The sequence below is a fragment of the Parasphingorhabdus sp. genome, assembly GCF_059726685.1.
This window is the reverse complement of the sequence record NZ_AP041068.1, coordinates 613949-635305: the sequence shown is the minus strand read 5'-3', so window position 1 is coordinate 635305 and position 21357 is coordinate 613949. Positions and strand designations below refer to the sequence as shown.

General features: G+C 53.9%; 24 protein-coding genes. 6 read left to right on the top strand and 18 right to left on the bottom strand.

All coding sequences use genetic code 11. The features are described from left to right. Positions 1-368 precede the first annotated feature (368 nt). Positions 369-1523 carry a slipin family protein gene (locus tag AC6I9Z_RS03175; RefSeq protein WP_461458209.1) on the top strand — a complete coding sequence of 385 codons (1155 nt, stop codon included), beginning with the start codon at positions 369-371 and terminating at the stop codon, positions 1521-1523. Positions 1524-1569: 46 nt separating this feature from the next. Here AC6I9Z_RS03175 and AC6I9Z_RS03170 read toward each other — a convergent pair whose 3' ends face one another. From AC6I9Z_RS03170 to AC6I9Z_RS03115, 12 genes are all read right to left on the bottom strand, one after another. After that, the gene (locus tag AC6I9Z_RS03170) at positions 1570-1932 is read right to left on the bottom strand and encodes a HesB/IscA family protein (RefSeq protein ID WP_461457098.1); all 363 of its coding nucleotides are present in this window, start codon (positions 1930-1932) and stop codon (positions 1570-1572) included. Between the two features lie 2 nt (positions 1933-1934). Beyond that, positions 1935-2447, bottom strand: a complete 513-nt coding sequence (locus AC6I9Z_RS03165) for a GNAT family N-acetyltransferase (RefSeq protein WP_461457100.1) — start codon at positions 2445-2447, stop codon at positions 1935-1937. Next, positions 2444-2965 carry an SUF system Fe-S cluster assembly protein gene (locus tag AC6I9Z_RS03160; protein ID WP_461457102.1) on the bottom strand — a complete coding sequence of 174 codons (522 nt, stop codon included), beginning with the start codon at positions 2963-2965 and terminating at the stop codon, positions 2444-2446. Before AC6I9Z_RS03160 ends, AC6I9Z_RS03165 begins: the two co-directional genes overlap by 4 nt. A gap of 9 nt (positions 2966-2974) precedes the next feature. Further along, positions 2975-4201: a SufS family cysteine desulfurase gene (locus AC6I9Z_RS03155; protein ID WP_461458211.1), complete on the bottom strand. Its 1227-nt coding sequence runs from the start codon at positions 4199-4201 to the stop codon at positions 2975-2977. A 26-nt stretch (positions 4202-4227) separates the two neighbouring features. After that, a complete protein-coding gene (locus AC6I9Z_RS03150; RefSeq protein ID WP_461457104.1) occupies positions 4228-4998 on the bottom strand; it encodes a SufD family Fe-S cluster assembly protein in 771 nt (256 codons plus the stop codon). Beyond that, positions 4995-5321 carry a hypothetical protein gene (locus AC6I9Z_RS03145; RefSeq protein WP_461457106.1) on the bottom strand — a complete coding sequence of 109 codons (327 nt, stop codon included), beginning with the start codon at positions 5319-5321 and terminating at the stop codon, positions 4995-4997. The genes AC6I9Z_RS03150 and AC6I9Z_RS03145 overlap by 4 nt, the downstream gene beginning before the upstream one ends. Beyond that, positions 5318-6061, bottom strand: coding sequence for a Fe-S cluster assembly ATPase SufC (gene sufC / locus AC6I9Z_RS03140; protein WP_461457108.1), 744 nt, complete (start codon positions 6059-6061; stop codon positions 5318-5320). Before sufC ends, AC6I9Z_RS03145 begins: the two co-directional genes overlap by 4 nt. Beyond that, complete coding sequence (locus AC6I9Z_RS03135) at positions 6048-6413, bottom strand: hypothetical protein (protein ID WP_461457109.1); 366 nt, start codon at positions 6411-6413, stop codon at positions 6048-6050. The genes sufC and AC6I9Z_RS03135 overlap by 14 nt, the downstream gene beginning before the upstream one ends. After that, positions 6410-7870, bottom strand: coding sequence for a Fe-S cluster assembly protein SufB (sufB, locus tag AC6I9Z_RS03130; protein ID WP_461458213.1), 1461 nt, complete (start codon positions 7868-7870; stop codon positions 6410-6412). The genes AC6I9Z_RS03135 and sufB overlap by 4 nt, the downstream gene beginning before the upstream one ends. Before the next feature lie 50 nt (positions 7871-7920). Further along, positions 7921-8376: an SUF system Fe-S cluster assembly regulator gene (locus AC6I9Z_RS03125; RefSeq protein ID WP_461457111.1), complete on the bottom strand. Its 456-nt coding sequence runs from the start codon at positions 8374-8376 to the stop codon at positions 7921-7923. Between the two features lie 81 nt (positions 8377-8457). Next, a complete protein-coding gene (locus AC6I9Z_RS03120; RefSeq protein WP_461457113.1) occupies positions 8458-9300 on the bottom strand; it encodes a DUF6597 domain-containing transcriptional factor in 843 nt (280 codons plus the stop codon). A 272-nt stretch (positions 9301-9572) separates the two neighbouring features. Continuing rightward, the gene (locus AC6I9Z_RS03115) at positions 9573-11408 is read right to left on the bottom strand and encodes a DUF885 domain-containing protein (RefSeq protein ID WP_461457115.1); all 1836 of its coding nucleotides are present in this window, start codon (positions 11406-11408) and stop codon (positions 9573-9575) included. 209 nt (positions 11409-11617) lie between these two features. Between AC6I9Z_RS03115 and AC6I9Z_RS03110 the strand changes: the two genes are divergently transcribed. From AC6I9Z_RS03110 to AC6I9Z_RS03095, 4 genes are all read left to right on the top strand, one after another. Continuing rightward, on the top strand, positions 11618-12478 hold the full coding sequence (locus AC6I9Z_RS03110) for a TauD/TfdA dioxygenase family protein (RefSeq protein ID WP_461457117.1): 861 nt from the start codon (positions 11618-11620) through the stop codon (positions 12476-12478). 131 nt (positions 12479-12609) lie between these two features. Next, complete coding sequence (locus tag AC6I9Z_RS03105; protein ID WP_461457119.1) at positions 12610-14511, top strand: DUF3604 domain-containing protein; 1902 nt, start codon at positions 12610-12612, stop codon at positions 14509-14511. Between the two features lie 48 nt (positions 14512-14559). After that, positions 14560-15372: a peptidyl-prolyl cis-trans isomerase gene (locus AC6I9Z_RS03100; protein ID WP_461457121.1), complete on the top strand. Its 813-nt coding sequence runs from the start codon at positions 14560-14562 to the stop codon at positions 15370-15372. Next, positions 15369-16367: a HupE/UreJ family protein gene (locus tag AC6I9Z_RS03095; RefSeq protein WP_461457123.1), complete on the top strand. Its 999-nt coding sequence runs from the start codon at positions 15369-15371 to the stop codon at positions 16365-16367. The genes AC6I9Z_RS03100 and AC6I9Z_RS03095 overlap by 4 nt, the downstream gene beginning before the upstream one ends. 6 nt (positions 16368-16373) lie before the next feature. Here the strand turns inward: AC6I9Z_RS03095 and AC6I9Z_RS03090 are convergent, their stop codons facing one another. The 6 genes from AC6I9Z_RS03090 to AC6I9Z_RS03065 all read right to left on the bottom strand — a co-directional run bounded on the left by AC6I9Z_RS03090 (position 16374) and on the right by AC6I9Z_RS03065 (position 20405). Next, on the bottom strand, positions 16374-16751 hold the full coding sequence (locus AC6I9Z_RS03090) for a DUF6768 family protein (RefSeq protein ID WP_497811175.1): 378 nt from the start codon (positions 16749-16751) through the stop codon (positions 16374-16376). Beyond that, positions 16748-17311, bottom strand: coding sequence for an RNA polymerase sigma factor (locus tag AC6I9Z_RS03085; RefSeq protein ID WP_461457127.1), 564 nt, complete (start codon positions 17309-17311; stop codon positions 16748-16750). The genes AC6I9Z_RS03090 and AC6I9Z_RS03085 overlap by 4 nt, the downstream gene beginning before the upstream one ends. Positions 17312-17379: 68 nt before the next feature. Continuing rightward, positions 17380-18147 (bottom strand): SDR family NAD(P)-dependent oxidoreductase, encoded by a 768-nt coding sequence (locus AC6I9Z_RS03080; RefSeq protein ID WP_461457129.1) that lies wholly within the window; start codon positions 18145-18147, stop codon positions 17380-17382. 4 nt (positions 18148-18151) lie between these two features. Then, positions 18152-19084: an SDR family oxidoreductase gene (locus AC6I9Z_RS03075; RefSeq protein ID WP_461457131.1), complete on the bottom strand. Its 933-nt coding sequence runs from the start codon at positions 19082-19084 to the stop codon at positions 18152-18154. 83 nt (positions 19085-19167) lie between these two features. Then, on the bottom strand, positions 19168-19941 hold the full coding sequence (locus AC6I9Z_RS03070; RefSeq protein ID WP_461457133.1) for an SDR family oxidoreductase: 774 nt from the start codon (positions 19939-19941) through the stop codon (positions 19168-19170). Between the two features lie 83 nt (positions 19942-20024). Beyond that, positions 20025-20405: a nuclear transport factor 2 family protein gene (locus tag AC6I9Z_RS03065; protein WP_461457135.1), complete on the bottom strand. Its 381-nt coding sequence runs from the start codon at positions 20403-20405 to the stop codon at positions 20025-20027. 117 nt (positions 20406-20522) lie between these two features. Here AC6I9Z_RS03065 and AC6I9Z_RS03060 point away from each other — a divergent pair, with 117 nt between their 5' ends. Beyond that, positions 20523-21335: an amidohydrolase family protein gene (locus AC6I9Z_RS03060; protein WP_461457137.1), complete on the top strand. Its 813-nt coding sequence runs from the start codon at positions 20523-20525 to the stop codon at positions 21333-21335. Positions 21336-21357 lie beyond the last annotated feature (22 nt).

Here is a 21357-nt window from a genome sequence, read left to right as displayed (position 1 = left end):
CCAGCACTCATAATGCTGTTTGAGAAATACCGGGTTCGGGGACCGGCATGTGAACGGCGCGGCGTCCGCGGCGGGCGGGAGTCTTCGGATTTCCAAACGCCAACGGCAAAGCGCCTGCCACCATGACAAGCGGTCCGGCTAAGGCGTGATGATGGCGCTGTGCCGGGGTCGATGAGCGATGTTTTCGAGCGCCTCTCTATCCGCCCCGCGCGCTGCAATATCCGCTCCACCTTGGCCCGCCGCGCGGCATGCCACCGGTCCCTGAATCTTATCCGGGACCTGTTTGATTGGGGAAACGCTTTGGGCCAATTCCGGCCCCGGGCAAATGTAAAAGGAGATTGGCGTGAGCTGATATTTGAGTGAGTATTATGTTGTATTTGATTGACAAGCTGATGGGCCGCACGCGGGTAACCATCAATGAAAACGAACGGGCGATCTGGCTTTATAAGGGCGAGGTCCGCGGACTATTGGGAGCAGGCGAGCATGTCCTGCCAAACCGGCGCAAGCAATTGCGGGTTGAACGCATGGCGCTCAACAGCGCGGCTTTTGTCTCGGTCTATGAAAAGGCGCTTTTTGAAAAAGCACCGGATCAGGCGGGCGCCCATCTGACCCAGTACCGGACCGGGACCAACGAGATTGCTGTCATAGAATGCGACGGACGGGTAAATTCCGTCCTCTCACCGGATAGCAAACTCACCGTCTGGACCGATGCCGGTCCTTGGAAGGCAGAGGTGATCGCGCTGGAGACCAATCCAGTGATCGCGCCGGTCTTGCTGCAGCGGCTGATAAAGGCCGGCGTGGCAAGCCTGCTCAATCAGGTCCGGATTGTCGAGGTGGACAAGGGTCAGATTGGCCTGCTCACCGTCGATGGTCAGATGGCCGGTGAATTGACCCCGGGTGTCACCGGCTACTGGATGGTTGGTCAGAAGGTCGCCGTAAAGATCGTTGATCTGACGCGGCAGCCGCTTGACGTAACCGGTCAGGAGCTATTGACCAAGGATCGCGTGACGTTGCGGATCAATATCTCGGCGCAATACCGGGTGGTTGATCCCGTCAAGGCCGTGACCGAGGTCAAAGACTTTGCCGATGCGCTGTACCGGGCGCTGCAATATGCGTTTCGGAAAACGCTGGGTGCGATGACGCTCGACCAGATCCTCGACAAGCAGGTCACGGTCGATGCTGAAGCGGCTCAGAAAGTCCGGAGCGATATGGCGGCCATTGGCCTGGAAGTGTCCGATATCATCCTGAAGGACGTGATCCTGCCGGGTGAAATGCGGGAGCTTTTGAACCAGGTGGTTTCTGCGCAGAAGTCGGCTGAGGCCAATGTCATCAAGCGTCGGGAAGAAACGAACGCAACGCGGTCACTTTTGAACACCGCAAAGGTGATGGCCGATAACCCGGTCATGCTGCGGCTGAAAGAGCTTGAGGCTCTGGAAAGCATTGCCGGTAAAGTGGACCGGTTGACGGTCAATAACGGTACCAGCGGTTTGATGAATGATATCGTCAAACTGACGGACAGCTAGTTGGCCAACAAGGAAGGGCGCGGCAGCAATATCGCGCCCTTTCATTTTATACGGTGAATGATTCCCCGCAGCCGCAATCGCCTTTGCTATTGGGATTGTTGAACACGAAACCGGCTGTAAAATCATCTTCCTGCCAGTCCATGGTTGAACCGATCAGATAAAGCACGCTTGGCCCATCCACGTAAAACACGCCGCCGGGGGTCACGATCTTCTCGTCAAACTTCACTTCCTCGGTGATATAATCGACCGAATAGGCGAGGCCGGAACAGCCTCTGCGCGGGGTGGATAGTTTTACACCGATCACATCCTCGGGTGCTTTGGCCATCAGGTCGGCGACGCGTTGCTCGGCCGCAGGCGTCAGGGTGATCGCCGCAGGAATTTCTCTGGTTTTGGTTTGTGTATCGGTCATAGCTAAAGCCTTTTCTGCCAAAACAATGCTCTGCCCATTTCGGGGTCGAGCACATAATCACCATAGCCCAGCGACGTATAAAGCGCTTTCGCCGGTGCGTTGCCTTCCAGCACTTCGAGCGTGACTTTGCACGCTCCTGCTTCCCGGGCAATGGTTTCAATTTCCGCGAACAGCGCCCGTCCGACGCCGGTGCCGCGATATTCTTTGGAAACCACGATGTCATGAATATTGATCAGCGGTTTCCCACCAAAGGACGAAAATGTCGTCATCAAATTGGCGAGACCCGCCACCTCATCGCCGACATAGGCCAGCAAGGAGGATGCTGCCGGTGTCGCTGCCAGTCCGGGCACCAGATTCGCCTGAACCTCCTCCGAGAGGTCTTCGCCTCCGCCCATCGGATCCATCGCATAGACGCGCAGCATGCCGACAATATCCGCCGCATGATCCGCATTGGCGTAATCCGCGCGAATGACGGTGGCGGCCGATGCCTTGGAAAGAGTCGCTGTCGCCGTCATAACATCCCCAGTTCGAGCTTCGCCTCATCGCTCATCTTCTGCGGGTCCCATGGCGGATCCCAGACGAGGTTCACTTCGCTATGGCCAACACCGGGCACGCTGCCGACCTGCATTTCAATTTCGCCAGGCATGGATTCTGCGACCGGGCAATGCGGCGTGGTCAAAGTCATGGTGACAATCGCGTGATTATCCGGCGTAATTTCCACACCGTATATCAAACCAAGATCATAGATATTCACCGGAATCTCAGGATCATAAATCGACTTCAGGGTATCGATGACGGCCTCATAGAGATCGCCGCCCGCCTCACCGGCCGGTGTTTCGGTCGGTTGCTGCGCCAGAAAACCTTCAAGATAGTCCCGCTTGCGGCTGAGCTTGCTGGCATCACTTTCCGCTTCGTAGGGAGACGGCGCAACGACGGGCGCAGGTTTTTCTTCAACCGCATCCTCGACCTTTGCCAAAGGGGGCTTTTCCACACTGTCGACTTCTTCGACCAATATCTTGCGTTCTTCGTTCATCTCTACTTCCTACCCGAAAATCTTTCTCACCCGTTCGATACCCTTGACCAGAGCCGCGACATCTTCTGCATCGCTGTAAATTCCAAAGCTCGCCCGTGCGGTAGCGGGCACGCCCATATAGTCCATCAGCGGCTGCGCACAATGATGACCGGCGCGGATCGCAACCCCGCCTTCATCCAATATAGTGGCGACATCGTGCGGATGCACGTCACCAACCGCAAAACTCAATATTCCCATGCTCTTATCCGGGCCAAATACCCGCACGCTGTTGATGCCGGACAATGCTTCACGCGCCATCGCCAGCGTTGCATTTTCATGGGCAGAAATGACATCCAGCCCAATGCCTTCAACATATTGGATCGCGGCATCCAAGCCCACGACCCCGGCAATATGAGGCGTGCCTGCCTCAAAGCGTCCCGGCGGCGGCGCATAGGTTGTGCCGTCAAAACTGACCCGATCAATCATCGACCCGCCACCCTTCCATGGGGGCATGGCGTCAAGAATCTCATAAGGCGCCCACAGTGCACCGATGCCTGTCGGACCGTAAATTTTGTGGCCGGAAAAGACATAGAAATCGCAGCCGATATCCAGCACATCGACGGGCACACGCGGTGCAGCCTGACAGCCATCAAGCAACAGTTTCGCACCAACTTTATGAGCGATGGCTGCTGCGCGCTTGGCATCCAGCAATGATCCCAGCACATTGGATACGTGCGCCAACGCCACCAGCTTATGCCGCTCAGTAAGATTGGCTTCAATCCAGTCGAGATCAATCTGGCCATCATCCGTCAGCGGCGCGACATCAATATGCGCACCCACCCGCTCGGCCAGCAATTGCCATGGCACGATATTGCTGTGATGCTCCAGCTGCGACAGCATGATCCGGTCGTCTTTGCCGACATTCGCGTTACCCCAACTTTCGGCGACCAGATTGATGCTGTCCGTCGCACCGCTGGTGAAGACAATTTCGCTTTCGCTGGCAGCATTGAGCAATCCAGCAACCCGTTTGCGGGCGGCTTCATATGCGAGCGTCATATTGGCCGATCGTTCGTACACACCGCGGTGAACGGTCGCGTAATCAGGGCCATAGGCGCGCGCTATGGCGTCAAGCACCGCTTCAGGCTTTTGCGAGGTCGCTGCTGTGTCGAGATAATGCCAGTCGGCCGCGATACCTGGAAAGTCGGCACGACGCGTACCCGAAGATACGGCTCCGCCCTCATTTTCCCAGCGTGCAATGGCGGGGATGATGGGTGAAGCTTCGTTCACGGCAAATTCTCCCCCAAAGATTCAAGCACCTCAAGCGCCTTACTCTCAATCGCTTCGCGCGCCGCGTCATCGTCCATGCTGACGAAAGCATCGGCGATAAACGCCTGCAGCATCAATTTCTGCGCCAGTTCCGGTGACAATCCGCGCGAGGCCATATAGAACAGCGCTTGCTTGTCGAGTTCGCCAACGGTTGCGCCATGGGCACATTTCACATCGTCAGCGAAAATTTCCAGCTCCGGCTTGGCATTGGCAGTTGCAGTGCGGTCGAGTAGCATGGCTTTGACCGATTGCGCGGCATCGGTTTTTTGCGCATCGCGTGCAACATTGATCTTGCCGAGGAAACTGCCGGTGGCTTTGCCTGACAGTACCGAGCGCACGACCTGATTAGACGTTGCATTCGGTTCAGCATGAATAGTCTCGGTCACAATTTCCAGAGTCTGTGTGCCGCTGCCCAATATCGCGCCGCCCAGTTCAAAATGCGCGCCTTTGCCGAGCGTCACTTTGACCTGAATGCGACCATAGTCGGCAGCACTTGCCAGCACATGCAAAGCGAAATTCGCGTTATCGCCAACGGTAATGTCCAGATCGACAATGCCGACGCCTTCCATCATCGGCAGCTCTGTGATCTGGCGTGAAGCGGTCTCACCGGCCGCAACGACCAGCCGCTCCGGACCATCCAGCTTGGGCCAGACCGGTTCAAGCGCTTTCAGGTCCGCATAACGCCACGCCTCATCGCGCTTGGTCGGGAGGGGAAGTGTTGCAGTCATGGCTGAGACCTTTGTAATTCGCGGCGTAATTTGGCCATCAATTTTGGCTTTTCCGCATCCACGCAGCTTTTAATGGCGCCGTCATCGGCGGCCCCGTCGCGGATACACCGCACAGTTGTTTTACACAGTCGCTTGTCCAAATTGATATTGCCGGAAGACTTGTCGAGCGAACAAGTGAAACGGCCTTTTTGGTCTTTGCCAACCATGGCTGATATGCTGTTCAATCGCCGTCCGATGACGACAATCTCATTCTCGACCACCTCATTCTCGACCGAAGGCGCAGCCGGTTGCACCGCTGCCAGCAAGAGGACAGTCAAAATCATGCGGCCACCGCCTCATAACCTTCTTCTTCGAGCTGTAGCGCCAGTTCAGGGCCACCCGTTTTGACAATCCGACCATCTGCCAGAACATGCACATAGTCCGGCTTCACTTCGTCGAGCAGACGTTGATAGTGGGTGATCAGCAGCACCGCCTTGTCCGGTTGGCGCATGATCGCATTGATACCCGATCCGACAACGCGCAGCGCATCAATGTCGAGACCGCTATCAGTTTCGTCGAGGATTGCCAGTTTGGGATCGATAATCCCCATTTGCACCATCTCGTTGCGCTTCTTTTCGCCGCCGGAGAAACCGACATTGACCGCGCGTTTGAGCATATCCATGTCCATTTTCAGCAGCGCTGACTTTTCCTTGGCCAACTTGATAAATTCGGCGCCCGATAAAGGCTCTTCCCCGCGCGACTTGCGCTGGCTGTTAAGACTTTCGCGCAGGAACTGCAGGTTGGATACACCGGGAATCTCAACCGGATATTGGAAGCCGAGGAAGATACCCGCGGCTGCCCGTTCATGCGGATCGAGGTCGAGCAAATCCTGTCCGTCAAAGTTCACACTTCCAGACGTGATTTCATAGCCGGGCCGTCCGCCGAGCGCGTAAGACAGCGTCGACTTACCCGCGCCGTTAGGTCCCATGATCGCATGGATTTCACCTGCGTTCAGTTCGAGCGAAAGCCCTTTGAGGATTTCTGTATCGCCGACTTGGGCGTGGAGGTTTTCAATTTTCAGCATTTATATTCTCTGGTACTTTCCAAGTAGCGGGAAGCGGTTCAAAACTTCCCAGAGGTTTCCAACTTCCATCAATTTTGGTTTGTGACACCAATCCCCATTCGGGCGGATCAGGAAATCCAAACCAATCACGATGAAACAAAAAGAGCTTTTCTGATTCTGTTTCAGCAACGTATCCTACACCAGCCTTTACCGCGAAGTCGGCATCATCAAACAGCTCACCTGCCGGCGGCCAATCATCCTTGGCCTTAGACCAATTTAGCGAGAGGTTTGCTCGCTCAAGAAAGGCCTTTTTGGCTCTTCGTGCCGAAAAAAAACCAAATGTCCACGGTATAGGCTCCCAAGTGAAACTCACCCGACACTTCCCTCAAGGGAGATCGCCAGCAACTTCTGCGCTTCCACGGCAAATTCCATCGGCAATTGCTTCAGCACATCCTTGGCAAAACCGTTGACAATCAGGGATACTGCTTCTTCCTCGTCCAGCCCGCGTTGCTGGGCGTAGAACATCTGGTCATCGGAAATTTTTGACGTCGTGGCTTCATGTTCGATCTGCGCGGTGGGGTTCTTCACCTCGATATAAGGCACGGTATGCGCGCCGCAGGTATCGCCGAGCAGCAGCGAGTCACATTGGGTGAAGTTGCGGACATTTTCCGCATTGGCGCCAACGCGGACCAGCCCGCGATAGGTGTTGTCGCTTTTACCGGCACTAATCCCTTTCGAGATGATCGTTGATCGGCTGTTCTTGCCGTTGTGAATCATCTTGGTGCCGGTATCGGCCTGCTGATAATTATTGGTCAGTGCAACCGAGTAAAATTCGCCCACGCTATTTTCGCCGTTGAGCACACAGCTTGGATATTTCCAGGTTACGGCGCTGCCGGTCTCCACCTGGGTCCAGCTGATTTTGCTGTTCTTGCCCTGACACAGGCCGCGTTTGGTCACGAAGTTATAGATTCCGCCCTTCCCGTCTTCGTCGCCGGGATACCAGTTTTGCACGGTGCTATATTTAATCTCCGCATCATCCATCGCGACCAGTTCGACCACCGCGGCATGCAGCTGATTCTCATCTCGCATCGGCGCGGTACAGCCTTCGAGATAGCTGACATAGCTGCCTTCATCCGCGACGATCAGTGTCCGCTCAAACTGACCGGTATTCTCGGCATTGATCCGGAAATAGGTGGAAAGCTCCATCGGGCATCGGACGCCTTTGGGAATATAAACAAATGTCCCGTCGCTAAACACGGCGCAATTGAGCGTCGCGAAATAATTATCCTTCATCGGCACGACCTTGCCGAGATATTTGCGAACGAGGTCGGGATATTCCTTGATCGCTTCGGAGATGGAACGGAAAATCACGCCCGCTTCTTCCAGTTCTTCGCGGAAGGTTGTGGCCACCGACACACTGTCAAACACCGCGTCCACGGCAACCTTGCGCGCGCCTTCGACGCCCGCGAGTACCTTTTGCTCTTCAATGGGAATGCCAAGTTTTTCATAAACCCGCAGGATTTCCGGATCGACCTCATCGAGGCTGTTCAGCTTTGGCTTCGCCTTGGGCTCGGCATAATAATAAGCGTCCTGATAGTCGATCATCGGGATGTCGAGCTTGGCCCAGTCCGGGCTTTCCATGGTTTCCCACATGCGAAAAGCCTTGAGGCGCCAGTCCAGCATCCACTGCGGCTCGCCTTTTTTGTCGGAGATAAAGCGCACCGTATCTTCGTTCAGACCCTTGGGCGCGAAATCCTGTTCGATGTCGGATGACCAGCCAAATTCATAGGCGCTGGCATTATCAACGGCCGCTTGCGCTTCGGCATTCATCGCCGCCCGCTCATCCTGTTCCTGAAGATCCGTTTTTACTTCTTCACTCATCACGCTTGTTCCATAGTTTTAATTATCTGCGCAGCCGGCTTCTCGGCCAGACTTGCAAGGCTAACGTCGTCCAATGCTTTCCGGATAGTCTGGTTGATCACACCCCAATGCGGCTTGACCGTACAGCTGTCTTCCAGTGCACAATCATGATTGCCTTCAATCGTGCAGCATGTAATCGCCAGCGGCCCTTCCACTGCCTCGACAATATCTGCGAGGCTGATGGACGCAGGCGGGCGCGCCAACCGTATTCCGCCACCAATACCGCGGGTTGATTCGATCAATCCTGCCGCAGACAAACGACTGACCAGCTTTTGCGTCGTCGGTAACGGCACGCCTGTTTCCTGGGACAATGTCGATGCGTTAAGCTTTCCTTCTGCCAGCAGCGCAGCACCGCAATGCCGCGAAGCAGCAGACATCAGGACAACAGCGTAGTCGGCAAGGCTGGAAAGCCGCATAAAATCCCTCGAAATTGGTGTGATTCTCTAAATAAGACTTATTTAGTCGTATTTAAGAAGGATTGCAACTCCCAGTGAGCGCTATGTATCGGAAGTGAGAGGAGGGATATGCCCTTTCAGAAGGCCGCGCTGGTCTATCAGCTTCGCGGTTTCCCCCTCGGCAACCCGCAATTTGGTCGGCGTCGTTCCAGCGAAAAACTTTATCTCACGTATCATGTGCGACTGGTCGTAAAAGGAGTCTTCCAGTGCAAGCAGCTCATCCTCATTCTGTTCCGCATAAGCCCGGGCCGCCCGCAAAGCGCGATATTTGCGTGCAAGATATTTGGGTGCCATGCCGTAAAGCTTGTTAACCGTGCGCAGCACCTGGCGAGAGCTTTGATCCGATCGCTCCATTAGCGCGCTTACTGGCGGCGATGGTTCGGACGACAGCCATTCGTCCACCATTTTTGTGAACTGCTGGACCTCGGGTTTCACGCGGTGCCGCAAATCCCGAAAAACCCGGTCGGCCCAAGTGGTCATGGCATCCACATCCTCGCAATTCCTGAGTAACTCAAGGCTTTTGTCGATCTCATCCGTAAATATCTTGCCGGCGGGCACAGCCTTGTCGGCAAAATCGGCGGCGGATTTTTTTGTCAGCGCAGCCCAGCCCGCGGGCAGCAAACCGACGCCAAACATGCGAAACGGGCCTTTGACATCAAAATGCATTGCGCCAGTTGATGGGCCAACCAGCATCGAATCTTTGGCAGAATAGGTTTTTCCATCCGCAAAACCGAGCTCGGCCGTGCCTTCCAGAAGAAAACGCAGCTGCGCAATGGCAGCACGCTCATTATCTGCAAATTTAGGGTGCTCGACCTCAAATAGATAATAGACCGAGACTAAGTCTCGAACATCTTGTGCAGGCGCGAAATATCTCAGACTTACCAAAACGAACCCCTTTTCCCGGTTCGGGGGCAAACCGGCATTCCATTGGTTGCACGTTTATAGCCAAAAAAAATAGGAAAAAAAACTGGCCTGGCCAATTAATTGGCCAGGCCAATAAGGAAAAGAAGTCCATTCCGCAAATTCGTTGCGGGTGGGGTTCTTTGGGTCGCATCCTGTAAATGCACCGAAATCGCGGCGCGGGGATTGGACAAAAAAGACAATATCCCGTTTTATTTGTTGACAATTACGGCCATGCATCGGCCGATTTGCCGCGCCTAACGTGTTTTGGCAATCCAGCTATCAACCCGTTCTTCCATGATATTCAAAGGCACGGGTCCGCTGCGCAAGATCACGTCATGGAAATCACCCATGGTAAACTTTTCACCTAGCTCTTTTTGTGCTCTTGCCCGCAATTCCATGATTTTAAGCTTGCCGATCATATAGGCGGTCGCTTGGCCGGGATAGACAATATAGCGCTCAATCGCCTTTCGAATATCGCTATCTGGATTGGGCGTATTGTCGGTCAGATATTTAATCGCTTTTTCGCGGCTCCAGCGCTTGTCATGAATGCCGGTGTCGACAACCAGGCGGCAGGCGCGCCAAAGCTCCATGCCGAGGCGACCGAAATCCGAATAGGGATCGGTATAAAAGCCCATATCCTTGCCCAGCTCCTCGGTGTAGAGGCCCCAACCTTCCGAATAAGCAGTGATTCCGCCAAATTTGCGGAATGCTGGTAAATCCCCAAGTTCCGTCTGAATCGCGAGCTGCAAATGGTGGCCCGGCAGCGCTTCGTGATAAGCCAATGCCTCCAGCTCGGTTTTCGACATGCCTTTCAGGTCATAGAGATTGACATAATAAGTGCCAGGCCGTGATCCATCTGGCGCGGGCCGTTGATAAAAAGCCTTACCGGCTGATTTTTCACGAAAAGCTTCCACTGGTTTTATGACAAATGGCGCTTTTGGCAATGTATTGAAAAACTTCGGCAGCTCTTTTTCCATTGCGTCCAGCTTCAGATTAGCCTCGGCAAGATAATCCTCCCGGCTGGTGTGGAAATATTGATCGCTTCTTCTGAGATGTTTGAAAAAGTCCTGCAAACTGCCTTCAAAACCGACCTTGGCCATGATTTTGCGCATTTCACCATGAATACGGGCGACATTATCCAGGCCAATCTGGTGAATCTGGTCAGCGGTCAGATCGGTGGTCGTATAGTTTTTCAGACGCTCCGCATAATAAGCTGCGCCATCCTTGAATCGCCACACACCATCGCCATCGACCGCCATTTTCTGCTGACGTTCCATTTCAGCAACCAGTTTTTCATAGGCTGGTGCCAGGCTGTTGGTCAAAGCGTTACGGCCCCGTGCGATCAAGTCGGCCTTTTCGTTGTCGGCAATGGACAACGCATTCACCTTCTTTTTCAAATCAGCGAATATCGGGGAGTCCACGCCTGTATCAAATGGCGCGCCACTGATGACATTTTTGGCATCGTTGATCACGTAAGGAAAAACCCAGTCCGGAACGATAATTCCATCGTTCGCGCGCTCCGCCGATTGCGCCACCAATGCTTCGATATAAGGCCCTGAATTGCTAAGCCGGCTTACATAAGCTTCGGCATCCGCCTTGTTGCTGACGCGGTGAATATTGATCATGAATGCTGGAATCTGGCTCTGCGCGCCATTCATCTGATCAAAAATATAAGCGTTCCGACGAAACGGAAAAGCGTCCTTAGATCGTTCGGCCCGTGCCTGAAATAGACGATAACTCAGTTGATTGGCTTCGTTCAATTGACTTGCGTCAAACTCCGCTTCCATCACCACCAAAGCCTCTTGACCACGCTCATATTGCTCAACCGCTGCAACATCGCTCGGATCATCAAGCTTCCCATAATCCGCATCCCGGATACCGCGAAAGGATTTTGCAATGGGCGAGTTTGCCAATTCTATCTGATCATAATCATCAAAAAAGGCAGTGAGGCGTGTGTTAATATCCTGAGTGACTTCGGCTGATTCCGCTGGCGCAGACGATGCATTCCCGCTGGCGCTAGCAACTTCTCCGTTTGAGGGTGAGCAAGCAGCAAGCAAGGCAGTGGTGGCGAGGAGGACATATTTTGTCATTGCGATTCCCTTTGTAACTACCCTGTTGGTATCAGCTCATTTTCCTGCCGTAAACAAGCCACGCAACTTTATTACAATTCCTCACAATCTATTCATCCATCCTGCCGGTAAAGTCATATTCGCCGATCTTATGGTAGCGGCCGTTCGACCAATCATGCTATCAAAGCCTAATAACAGTCCTGATAACAAACACAGTGGGAAGATTTAGCATGGCAAGTGCGGCACAGGCATCTGAGATAGAGAATGCTTTTGAGATTCATCCGCTGACCCCCGCTATCGGTGCCGAACTTTCGGGCATTAATCTGTCCGACCCGCAGCCGGACGAGACAATTGCGAATATCCGGCAAGCTCTGCTTGACCACAAGGTCATTTTCTTTCGCGATCAGAATCTCGAGCAAGAACAGCTGCTGCACTTTGCAAGGAGATTCGGGACTTTGGAAATCCATCCTGCCACACCAAAGGACCAACCCAACCCGGAGATATTGCGCATCGAACATGGTGCGAAAAGCAGGGGTCAGGAAAATATGTGGCACAGTGATGTTACCTGGCGCGCCGAACCATCGTTGGGATCGGTGCTGAGCGCTCTCGAAATTCCGCCGGTTGGTGGGGATACGCTATTTGCCAATATGAACCTTGCTTATGAAAAACTGCCACAAGAAACTCGGGAGAAGATTACTGGCCTGACAGCGGTCCATGATATCGCCAGAGTGTTCGCCAAACGCCTGAACAAAAAGCCGGAAGAACTGCATGATCAATATCCGCCGCAACAGCATCCGGTCGTACGGACGCATCCGGAGACCGGATTGCGCAGTCTTTACGTGAACAGTGCCTTCACCAGTCATATAGTGGGCATGGATACAGACGAGAGCCAGGAACTGCTTCGGAGACTCTATGCAACGGCTGCCAATCCGGAAATCCAATGCCGCTTCAAATGGACCAGGGGTGCTATCGCATTCTGGGATAACCGCGCGTCCCAGCATTTTGCTGCATCCGATTATTTCCCCGCGCGGCGCATCATGGAGCGCGCTACAATCGCTGGCGATCGGCCGTATTTTTCCGCTGACAGCTAAAGCCAACTGGCCAGCCTTCACATGTCATAGCGATGACGCTACGGAATCCGCCTGATAAAATGACTCGTCATGAAATCCTTGCGCGATGACCGGATGACCGATAGTTTTCTCTCCATAGGATGAGGGAAAATATGATGCGCAAAGCACTTTTACTCGCGGCCTGCTCGGCGGCACTGGCCATTTCAGGATGCAGCAAAGATGGCGGATCTGGTGGCTCGGGCGCCGAAGTCACCAACACCGAATATCCCGAACAGGTCTTCTGGGGCGATACCCATCTCCACACCGACAACAGCATTGATGCATTTGGTTTTGGCAACCGGCTCGACACAGAGGCAGCCTTGCGCTTTGCCAAAGGCGAGGAAGTGACAGCAACCAAGGGCGAAAAAGCCAAGCTTTCCCGCCCGCTCGACTTTCTGGTTATCGCGGACCATAGCGACGCGGTGGGCGCAACCAAGGCGCTTTATGAAGCCCCGCGTATTGCGCTTTTGGGCAATGATTTTTTGCTCCGCTGGTACGACATGATGCACGAAAGCGATGAAGGGTCACTGGCGGTCACAGCCGAACTGATCGATGGCGCTGCTGCGGGAACTTTACCCGAAGGTCTTTTCGATCCGGAAGAATCCGCAGACCGGATCAAATCGTTGTGGACCGAACATGGTGAGAAGCTCGACGAATATAATGAGCCCGGCAAGTTTACCGCCTTTCACGGGTTTGAATATACGCCGATGCCCGGCGGAGATAATCTGCACCGCGTGGTGATGTTCCGCGACGGCGGGGACAAGACCAGCACCATGCTCCCCTTTGCCAGCTTTGACGCTGGCGATCCGGAACAGCTTTGGGCCTATATGGCGGCCTATGAAAAAAGCACTGGCGGAAAAGTCCTTGCCATTCCGCACAACAGCAATGTGTCCAATGGCCGCATGTTTGCGATGAACAAGCTGGACGGCAGTCCCATTGACGAGGCGTATATAAAAACACGCGCGCTGCGCGAGCCAATTGTCGAGGTGACGCAGATTAAGGGCGACAGCGAAAGCCATCCGTTCCTTTCCCCCAATGATGAATTTGCCGATTTTGGTGATGCCGGTTGGGACAAATGCAACCTGAGCTGCGGCAAGAATATGCCACCGGAAAGCTACGGTGGCAGCTATGCCCGCGAGGCGTTGAAGCGCGGTCTGGAATTCACGCTGAAAATAGGAGCGAATCCTTTCAAATTCGGCATGATCGGTTCGACCGATAGCCACACTTCACTGGCGACCGCCGACGAGAATAATTTCTACGGCAAGCATAGCGGCAATGAAATCAACAATAAGGACCGGGCACTGGCGCCGCAAAATCTGGGCACACGCAGGGGCCGTTTCGGCTGGCACTATCTGTCGAGCGGATATGCCGCGGTCTGGGCAACCAGCAACACGCGTGAAGCCATTTTCGATGCAATGATGCGCCGTGAAGTCTATGCGACGACTGGCCCGCGCATGCAGGTACGTTTCTTTGGCGGATTTGATTTTACCGAAGACGATACGGCCGATCTCGTCAAAACTGGCTATGCGAAGGGCGTGCCAATGGGCGGCGATCTTTCTGGCGGAGATGGCAAGGCACCGACCTTCCTGATCTCTGCCTTGATGGACCCAGAAAGCGCAAATCTGGATCGCATTCAAGTCGTTAAAGGCTGGGTCGATTCCAGCGGGAAATCCTACGAGAAAATCTACAATATCAGCTGGAGCAGCCCGGATAGCCGTAAGGTCGGCGCTGACGGAAAACTTGATGCTGTCGGGAACACGGTTGATCTCACCAAGGGCACTTGGGAGAATAATATCGGTGCGCCGGAGCTCACCACATGGTGGCAAGATCCGGATTTCGACGTGGCGCAAAATGCGTTTTATTATGTCCGCGTGCTGGAAATTCCCACACCGACATGGCCGGTTTACGACGCGCTGAAATTCGGCCTGACACTGCCGGATGATGTGATTAAGATTCAGCAAGAACGGGCTTATTCATCGCCGATCTGGTACACACCAGCCGCAACGACAAGCTAACCCCATGACCAATGAGTCTGTGCGGCCAATCGGGAATATCGTGCGGAGATGAAACTGCTAAAAGAACCTTTGGTCCATTTTCTGGGCGGAGCGTTAATGGTATTCGCTTTTTTTTGGGCCACCGGGTCGAACCGTGATCCGGCGGACTATGAAATCACCATCGGTGAATCGGATGTCGCGCGATTACAGGCTGGCTGGGTACAAAATTTCCGCCGGCCACCCACACAGGACGAGCTGGACGGCCTAATCGATCAAGAGATTAAGGAGGAAATTTACTACCGCGAAGCATTGCGTCTCGGTCTGGATCGCAACGATCCACTTATCCGCAGGCGCCTGTTTACCAAAATGCGGTTTCTGGACAATCAGGAAGATGCCGAAGACAATCCATCAGATGCGCTATTGCAGAAATGGCTGGATGACCATCCTGATAAATATGCCCTGTCTTCAACCTATGATCTGGAACAGGTCTATCTCGGCCAAGATCCGGAGTCCTCAACTTTGGCCCAGCTGGATGGCTTGAATCAGGGAGCCGTCGAGCCCAACACAATCAGACAACCAATTTCGCTCCCTGCCAAACTGGTTCAGGCAGAAGTCTCCCAAATTACGCGGCAGTTCGGAGAAAAGTTCGCCGCAAAGCTCAGCACTCTGCCCATTGGTCAGTGGCAGGGGCCGGTAGAGTCAGGATTTGGGCAACATTTCATCAAAATCACCGCGAAAATACCCGGCAAAGCACCGGCACTGAAAGATGTTCGACAATCAGTCAGCAATGATTGGCAAGCCGCACAAACAGCGCGTTTGGAGGAAGCTGCTTTCGACAAATATCGCAAGCAATATGATATTAAAGTTTCTGGCCGGGAATGAAGACCTGCCTGCTCGCCATTGCCTGTTTCGTGGGCCTGTTTTGGGCATCTGACGCCCATGCCGATGAACTGCGCCCCGCTTATGTGGAACTGAACCAGATATCTCAGGACGAGTGGTCCGTACTGTGGAAGGCGTCCGCGCGCTCCAGATTGGGCCGCACGGGAGAGGTCATAATTCCTGAATCCTGTACTCCTGTTGGCGAAGCCGAACGGCGCTTTGCCGCATCCAATATATTGACCCGCCAAACATTAAAATGTTCCGGCTCCATTGCCGGACAGTCCATTGGCCTTAAAGGACTGGAACTCGCGACAACTGATGCGCTGGTCCGGATCGCACCGCTTGATGAAGAAACGCAAACATTGCGCCTGACACCCGATGCACCGATTGCCACAATCGTTCGGGAGGAAGCGATTGCCAATGTCGCATGGACCTATACCGTCATCGGTATCGAGCATATTGTGTTTGGCTTTGATCATCTGTTATTTGTGCTGGCGCTTGTCCTTTTGCTGAAAGGCGGCTGGCTGGTCGCCAAAACGGTGACCGCTTTTACCATTGCCCACAGCATCACGCTGATCGGTTCCACACTGGGCTATCTATCCCTGCCCTCGCAACCGGTGGAGGCGATAATCGCCCTGTCGATTATCTTTCTCGCAGTTGAAATCGTAAAAGCACAAAAGGATCATGAAAACCACGGGCCGCGTCTGTCGGAACGCTTCCCGTGGATCGTCGCCTTCCTCTTCGGTCTGCTCCACGGCTTTGGTTTTGCAGGCGCATTGGCTGAAATCGGATTGCCGCAGGATGATGTGCCAATGGCGCTGCTCACATTCAATCTGGGTGTTGAAATCGGACAGTTGATCATCGTTGCAATTGCCTTTGCTGTGTTGGCTTTGATCCGCCGCTTTCAGCAATCATGGCTACAACCTGCCAAGACAGCGACCTCCTATGCCATCGGCATCATCGCCACCTATTGGTTTATCGAACGGATGATCGCCTGAACGGGTCTAGCCGCGCACATCATCTATTTGAGCGACGCGCAGTTCGATTTTTTTGAGCTCACCCAAAATGGTAAGCGTATTCATCCGGTCGAACAGCCACATTTTCAGCAAACCGATGGCAATGAATGAAATGATACAGCCCGACGACCACAGGATGGTTTCCCGAACTTCTCCGGCTTCGATCGCCTGCCATCCGCAGATAAATGCAAATATGGCAAAGCCAAGCGTGTAGAGGCCCATCAAATAGGTCCAGAAACGCATTGGACCCTGAAAGGTGGTGCCCAGCTGTTCAAACAATCCGCGCCCGTCTTCCAAGTCTTCCAAAAACGCGCGGTCGTCGGCGCTAAGCGAAGCTCCAAGCTTGTCATCAAATTTTGTCATCATGTTTCTCCTTCATTTGGTTCGTCATCCAGCGCTGCCTTTAACTGTCGGCGCGCATGAAACAGTCGGGATTTTGCTGTGCCAATTGCCGTACCCGTTACCTCGGCAATTTCCTTGATCGTCAGGCCTTCACCAAAATAGAGCAAAGCCGCCGTCCGGTGATCATCGCTCAAACGATCAAAGGCTTGATCAATGGTAACCTTGTCTTCGCCGCGCGGCGCTACGGAAATGTCCGCATCTTCAACTGCGACGGCATGAAGACTTCGATGCTTTTTGTTCTTGCTTATCTGGTCTGCACATTTGCGGTGCAGGATCGTGTAAGCCCATGCCGGAAATCGGGAGGGATTGCGCAACCTGCGCCACCCTTTGCAAATACCGCTCCATGCTTCTTGCACGGCGGCACGCGCCTGTTCTTCGTCACGCAAAAGCCGATAGGCTGTACGCATCAGACGCGGATGCCACCTCGCCGCCAATCGCTCTCCCGCGCGCCGGTCTCCGGCCTGAATGCGGTTGAGCAACAATTCGTCATAAATCCGGTCTGTATCACTGTAGCGCATAAACATCCTGATGGCCTTTACCCCTATAGTCGGGGCAAAGCGCCAAAAGGTTCAACTTGGCAAAAAAATTTGCGCTATTGCGCCGTGTAGCCCCCATCGACAACAAATTCCGCGCCAGTGACATAGCTCGATTCATCCGATGCTAGAAACAAGACGCAATTCGCAATATCCCTTGGCTCACCTAATCTGCCTGCCGGTATTGCCGCCTCTATCGCCGCATAATTGTCCGAGTTTGTGTCTGCACCTGCGCTTTGCATATTGGTGCGAATGATCCCCGGGTGCACTGTATTGACGCGAATATTCTCTTCCGCCACTTCCAGCGCCACCGATTTGCTGAACAGTTTTACAGCACCTTTCGATGCTGCATAGCTGGCACTGCCACGGAAACCGACTAGCCCGGCCACAGACGACAGGTTGATAATCGATCCCCCGCCGGATTGCCGCATTGCCGCGACAGCTGCCTGGGTTCCGATAAAACTACCCTCAACATTGACGTCAAACTGACGGCGAAGCGCCGGCACAGCTCTGTCGCTGTTAATCGCCGCCACATCCAATATACCGGCATTATTAACCAGCACGTCCAGCCGTCCATGGTCCGCCAGCACTGCCGCCATCACTTCTTCCCAATCCCGCTGCGAGGTTACATCCTGTTTGACGGCCGTTACATTACCGCCCTTTTCGCTGATCAAAGCAGCAGTTTCCTCTGCTCCGGCATGATCGATGTCGCTGACCACGACGATCGCGTCTTCTTCCGCCAACCGTTCCGCAATGGCAGCACCAATACCCGGGCGAGAGGCACCGCCCGTGACGAGCGCGACCTTGCCTTCCAATCGTTTGGTCATCGAATTAACCTGCAGGTGGTCGGTGCGCGTCGTCTGACCAGTCTTGCCGCATCGCCCATTGCTCCAGCGTTTCAAACTCTACTTCTGGCAAGCGTTGCTGCATGAAGTCTGTGCATACCTCAAAAGGCTTGGTCTCGGCTTTGTTATTATATTCGTAGAAGGCCGCGATTCCCGCAGACATGGTGGCGCGATTTTCTTCCGGCACGTCGTCACCAAATGCACCGACCAACAGGTCACCAAATTCCGTTGGCGTGCAGGGATCATATTTGATCTCGCGACCAAAAACTTTGGATAGGATTTCGGCGACCTGTGGTGGCTTGATACGCTGCGGTCCACCGATATTCATCCATGAGCCTTCAAAATCGGGCCGCTCCATTGCAGCCACCATGCACTTGCCGACATCATCCAGGCTGATCCAGTTCGCCTCCAAATGCGCTTCATGCGGATAGACATAGCGGCTTTCGTCAACAATGAACGGACGGGCCCAGTTGGTAAGCAGGTTATCCATGAACAGCACCGAACCGAAAACCGTAGCCGGAACACCTGAGCGAAAAATCTCATTTACTGCAATCGTGTTATTACCATAGGTGAAAGGATCGCCCGGACGCTCAGGGATCCAGCTGGAAGTATTCCAGATAAAGCGTTTGCCGCCCGCTTTTTGTACAGCCGCAGCAACCCGGCCAGTTAGAGTCGCCCGATCCTCACGTGCTTGCAAAGGATGGGTATAAAAAACCGCATCCGACCCCTCGAAAGCCGGAACCCAGGTTTCTTCGTCATACAAGTCGAAAATCCGCGCTTCATCGGCAACGTTGCTGCCGCCCAGATCAGGTGTTTCGCTGCGAGAAAGCGCTCGCACCCTGTGACCCGTTGCGCCCAGTTGTCTGATTTGTGCCAATCCCTGACGCCCGGTTGCGCCGACCACTGATACCAATGCCATCTCGAATCCTCCTTTATAATTAATCGGGAGGCTAGTCGCACTGGCACCTCTGCCCAATGCTCCATTTTGTCAGGCTATTAATGTTAGGAGGCTTGCTCGTTCAACATCCTCTGCCAGCGCTGCATACCGGTAATCCAGCGCTCCGGATCGCTGCCTTTTTGTTTGATATAGTCCGCCACTTGCGGATGCGGCATGATCAGGAAGCGCTCTTCTTCGATGGCATCCAGCGTAATCTGCGCAACTGCTTCGGCCGTCAGCATACCGTCTTTCGCTACCGTTGATGTATCAATATCGGCTGTCATTGCCGTTGCCACGCCTTGCGGACAAAGCACCGATACTTTCAGCCCGTCATCTCCGTGAGTGATCGCAAGCCATTCGGCAAAACTGACTGCCGCATGTTTGGTCACCGAATAAGGCGCTGACCCAATTTGTGCGAGCAGGCCTGCGGCAGAGGCCGTGCTCAAAATATACCCACCGCCGCGGGCCAGCATTTTTGGAACGAGGGTACGGGCGGCACGAATATGCGCAAGTACATTAATGTCCCAGATTTTCTGCCAGCCATCGTCACCGACCTCGACGCCGCCCTCCATGATAATCCCGGCGTTGGACACAAACAGGTCAATTGGACCAATGTCCCGCTCGACAGTCTCAATAAGAGATGTGATATCAGCCTCCAAAGACACATCCGTCTGTATCGCCGTTCCGTCGATTTCAGTGGCAACGGCTTGCGCGCCCGCAACGTCCCGGTCGGCACATACAACATGCTTGGCACCCACAGCAGCAAAGCGCCGCGCCATAGCGGCCCCGATACCGCTTGCCGCTCCCGTGATAACGATGATTTTGTCTTTGAGATTCATAAATCCGATGTCCTGTCCAAACTGTTTCTCAGGACGTTAGAGGATGGTTTAGGAAATATACAGACCGCGATTGGCTTTTCTGATCAAGCCGGTTCAACAATTTGCCAGGCGGTTGCACTGTCATAGACAAACCGCTCTTTCATGATGCCATCAGCGGACCAGACCTGATGAGAAATTTCATTGAGTCTGCGCGTCACACCTTCTTTGTCCGTTGCATCAAATGTCCACATGATAATCACGTCATCACCATCCACCAGCACCGTTTCAGGTGGATGTGTTTTCATCTCTTGCAACCGGCCCATCGCTTGTTTTTCATGCGCAATCAGATTGTCGCGACCGCGGCGTGGTGGCTCGCAATTTTCCTGCATCGTTGCATCTGCATGATAAAAATCTTTTATGGCCTGGGCATGATCCCCATGCACCACGGCGTGAATAAACTGCTCAACTCTCTTGCGGCTTGGCATTACGAACCTTTCATTCCCAATCTCTCCGCCCAATCATAGCGGTGTTTTTTTCATGTTGACAATTTTATCCACATCTAATTACTACATATATGTAGTTTATTGCAAGAGGAGATTGATATGGGCGCGATTGATGTCTGGGCGCAGATGACAACGGAGCGGATGGCCAAAGCCCCATGGCTGGAGACCTTGCTGCGATGGACAGGTCAGGCTGGAGACCCCCTCATCCCGTCTACCGAGTCTACCTTGCGGGCAATGGACGCAGCGGGCGTGGATATCTCCCTTTTGTCAGCCTGGCATGGACCGCAAGGCTCTCTGATCAGCAATGAAGAAGTAAGCGATCAAATCGATAGCGCGCCGGATCGGTTTCGTGGCCTTGCGACCGTTGATCTCAGCAATCCGATGCAGGCCGTCCGGGATATCCGCAAATGGGTAGACGGTGAAAAATTTGTCGGTGTTCGTGTAGTGCCATGGTTGTGGGATCTTCCGCCCAATGACCGCCGTTATTATCCCGTTTATGCGGCCTGTGTTGATCTTGGCGTACCGTTCTGCACGCAGGTCGGGCATACCGGACCGCTGCTGCGATCAGAAACAGGCCGCCCCATTCCTTATCTTGAAGATGTCTTACTGGACTTTCCGGAGCTGATCGTCGTGGGGGGTCATGTCGGCTTTCCATGGATTGACGAACTAACATCGCTAACCATCAAGTTTCCCAATTTCCATGTCGATACGTCGGCTTATGCCGTTCATCGTCTTCCCGACGACTTTGTCAGCTTCATGAAGGGGATCGGGTCCAAGCGGGTAATGTTCGGAACGAACTGGCCCATGCTTTCTCCAGAACAGTGCCTGCAGCATCTGGATCGGCTCGGCCTTTCTCGCGAACAAGAGGATGCTTTTCTGTTTGGCAATGCCCGCCGTGTGTTCAATCTCTAACCGGTATAGCTGCGGTGGCAAA

Excerpts from the sequence above, each read along its gene's own strand:
- AC6I9Z_RS03175 (WP_461458209.1), top strand. The coding sequence starts at position 369 with ATGTTGTATTTGATTGACAAGCTGATGGGCCGCACGCGGGTAACCATC.
- AC6I9Z_RS03170 (WP_461457098.1), bottom strand. The coding sequence starts at position 1,932 with ATGACCGATACACAAACCAAAACCAGAGAAATTCCTGCGGCGATCACC.
- AC6I9Z_RS03165 (WP_461457100.1), bottom strand. The coding sequence starts at position 2,447 with ATGACGGCGACAGCGACTCTTTCCAAGGCATCGGCCGCCACCGTCATT.
- AC6I9Z_RS03160 (WP_461457102.1), bottom strand. The coding sequence starts at position 2,965 with ATGAACGAAGAACGCAAGATATTGGTCGAAGAAGTCGACAGTGTGGAA.
- AC6I9Z_RS03150 (WP_461457104.1), bottom strand. The coding sequence starts at position 4,998 with ATGACTGCAACACTTCCCCTCCCGACCAAGCGCGATGAGGCGTGGCGT.
- AC6I9Z_RS03145 (WP_461457106.1), bottom strand. The coding sequence starts at position 5,321 with ATGATTTTGACTGTCCTCTTGCTGGCAGCGGTGCAACCGGCTGCGCCT.
- sufC (WP_461457108.1), bottom strand. The coding sequence starts at position 6,061 with ATGCTGAAAATTGAAAACCTCCACGCCCAAGTCGGCGATACAGAAATC.
- sufB (WP_461458213.1), bottom strand. The coding sequence starts at position 7,870 with ATGAATGCCGAAGCGCAAGCGGCCGTTGATAATGCCAGCGCCTATGAA.
- AC6I9Z_RS03125 (WP_461457111.1), bottom strand. The coding sequence starts at position 8,376 with ATGCGGCTTTCCAGCCTTGCCGACTACGCTGTTGTCCTGATGTCTGCT.
- AC6I9Z_RS03115 (WP_461457115.1), bottom strand. The coding sequence starts at position 11,408 with ATGACAAAATATGTCCTCCTCGCCACCACTGCCTTGCTTGCTGCTTGC.
- AC6I9Z_RS03110 (WP_461457117.1), top strand. The coding sequence starts at position 11,618 with ATGGCAAGTGCGGCACAGGCATCTGAGATAGAGAATGCTTTTGAGATT.
- AC6I9Z_RS03105 (WP_461457119.1), top strand. The coding sequence starts at position 12,610 with ATGATGCGCAAAGCACTTTTACTCGCGGCCTGCTCGGCGGCACTGGCC.
- AC6I9Z_RS03100 (WP_461457121.1), top strand. The coding sequence starts at position 14,560 with ATGAAACTGCTAAAAGAACCTTTGGTCCATTTTCTGGGCGGAGCGTTA.
- AC6I9Z_RS03095 (WP_461457123.1), top strand. The coding sequence starts at position 15,369 with ATGAAGACCTGCCTGCTCGCCATTGCCTGTTTCGTGGGCCTGTTTTGG.
- AC6I9Z_RS03090 (WP_497811175.1), bottom strand. The coding sequence starts at position 16,751 with ATGATGACAAAATTTGATGACAAGCTTGGAGCTTCGCTTAGCGCCGAC.
- AC6I9Z_RS03085 (WP_461457127.1), bottom strand. The coding sequence starts at position 17,311 with ATGTTTATGCGCTACAGTGATACAGACCGGATTTATGACGAATTGTTG.
- AC6I9Z_RS03080 (WP_461457129.1), bottom strand. The coding sequence starts at position 18,147 with ATGACCAAACGATTGGAAGGCAAGGTCGCGCTCGTCACGGGCGGTGCC.
- AC6I9Z_RS03075 (WP_461457131.1), bottom strand. The coding sequence starts at position 19,084 with ATGGCATTGGTATCAGTGGTCGGCGCAACCGGGCGTCAGGGATTGGCA.
- AC6I9Z_RS03070 (WP_461457133.1), bottom strand. The coding sequence starts at position 19,941 with ATGAATCTCAAAGACAAAATCATCGTTATCACGGGAGCGGCAAGCGGT.
- AC6I9Z_RS03065 (WP_461457135.1), bottom strand. The coding sequence starts at position 20,405 with ATGCCAAGCCGCAAGAGAGTTGAGCAGTTTATTCACGCCGTGGTGCAT.
- AC6I9Z_RS03060 (WP_461457137.1), top strand. The coding sequence starts at position 20,523 with ATGGGCGCGATTGATGTCTGGGCGCAGATGACAACGGAGCGGATGGCC.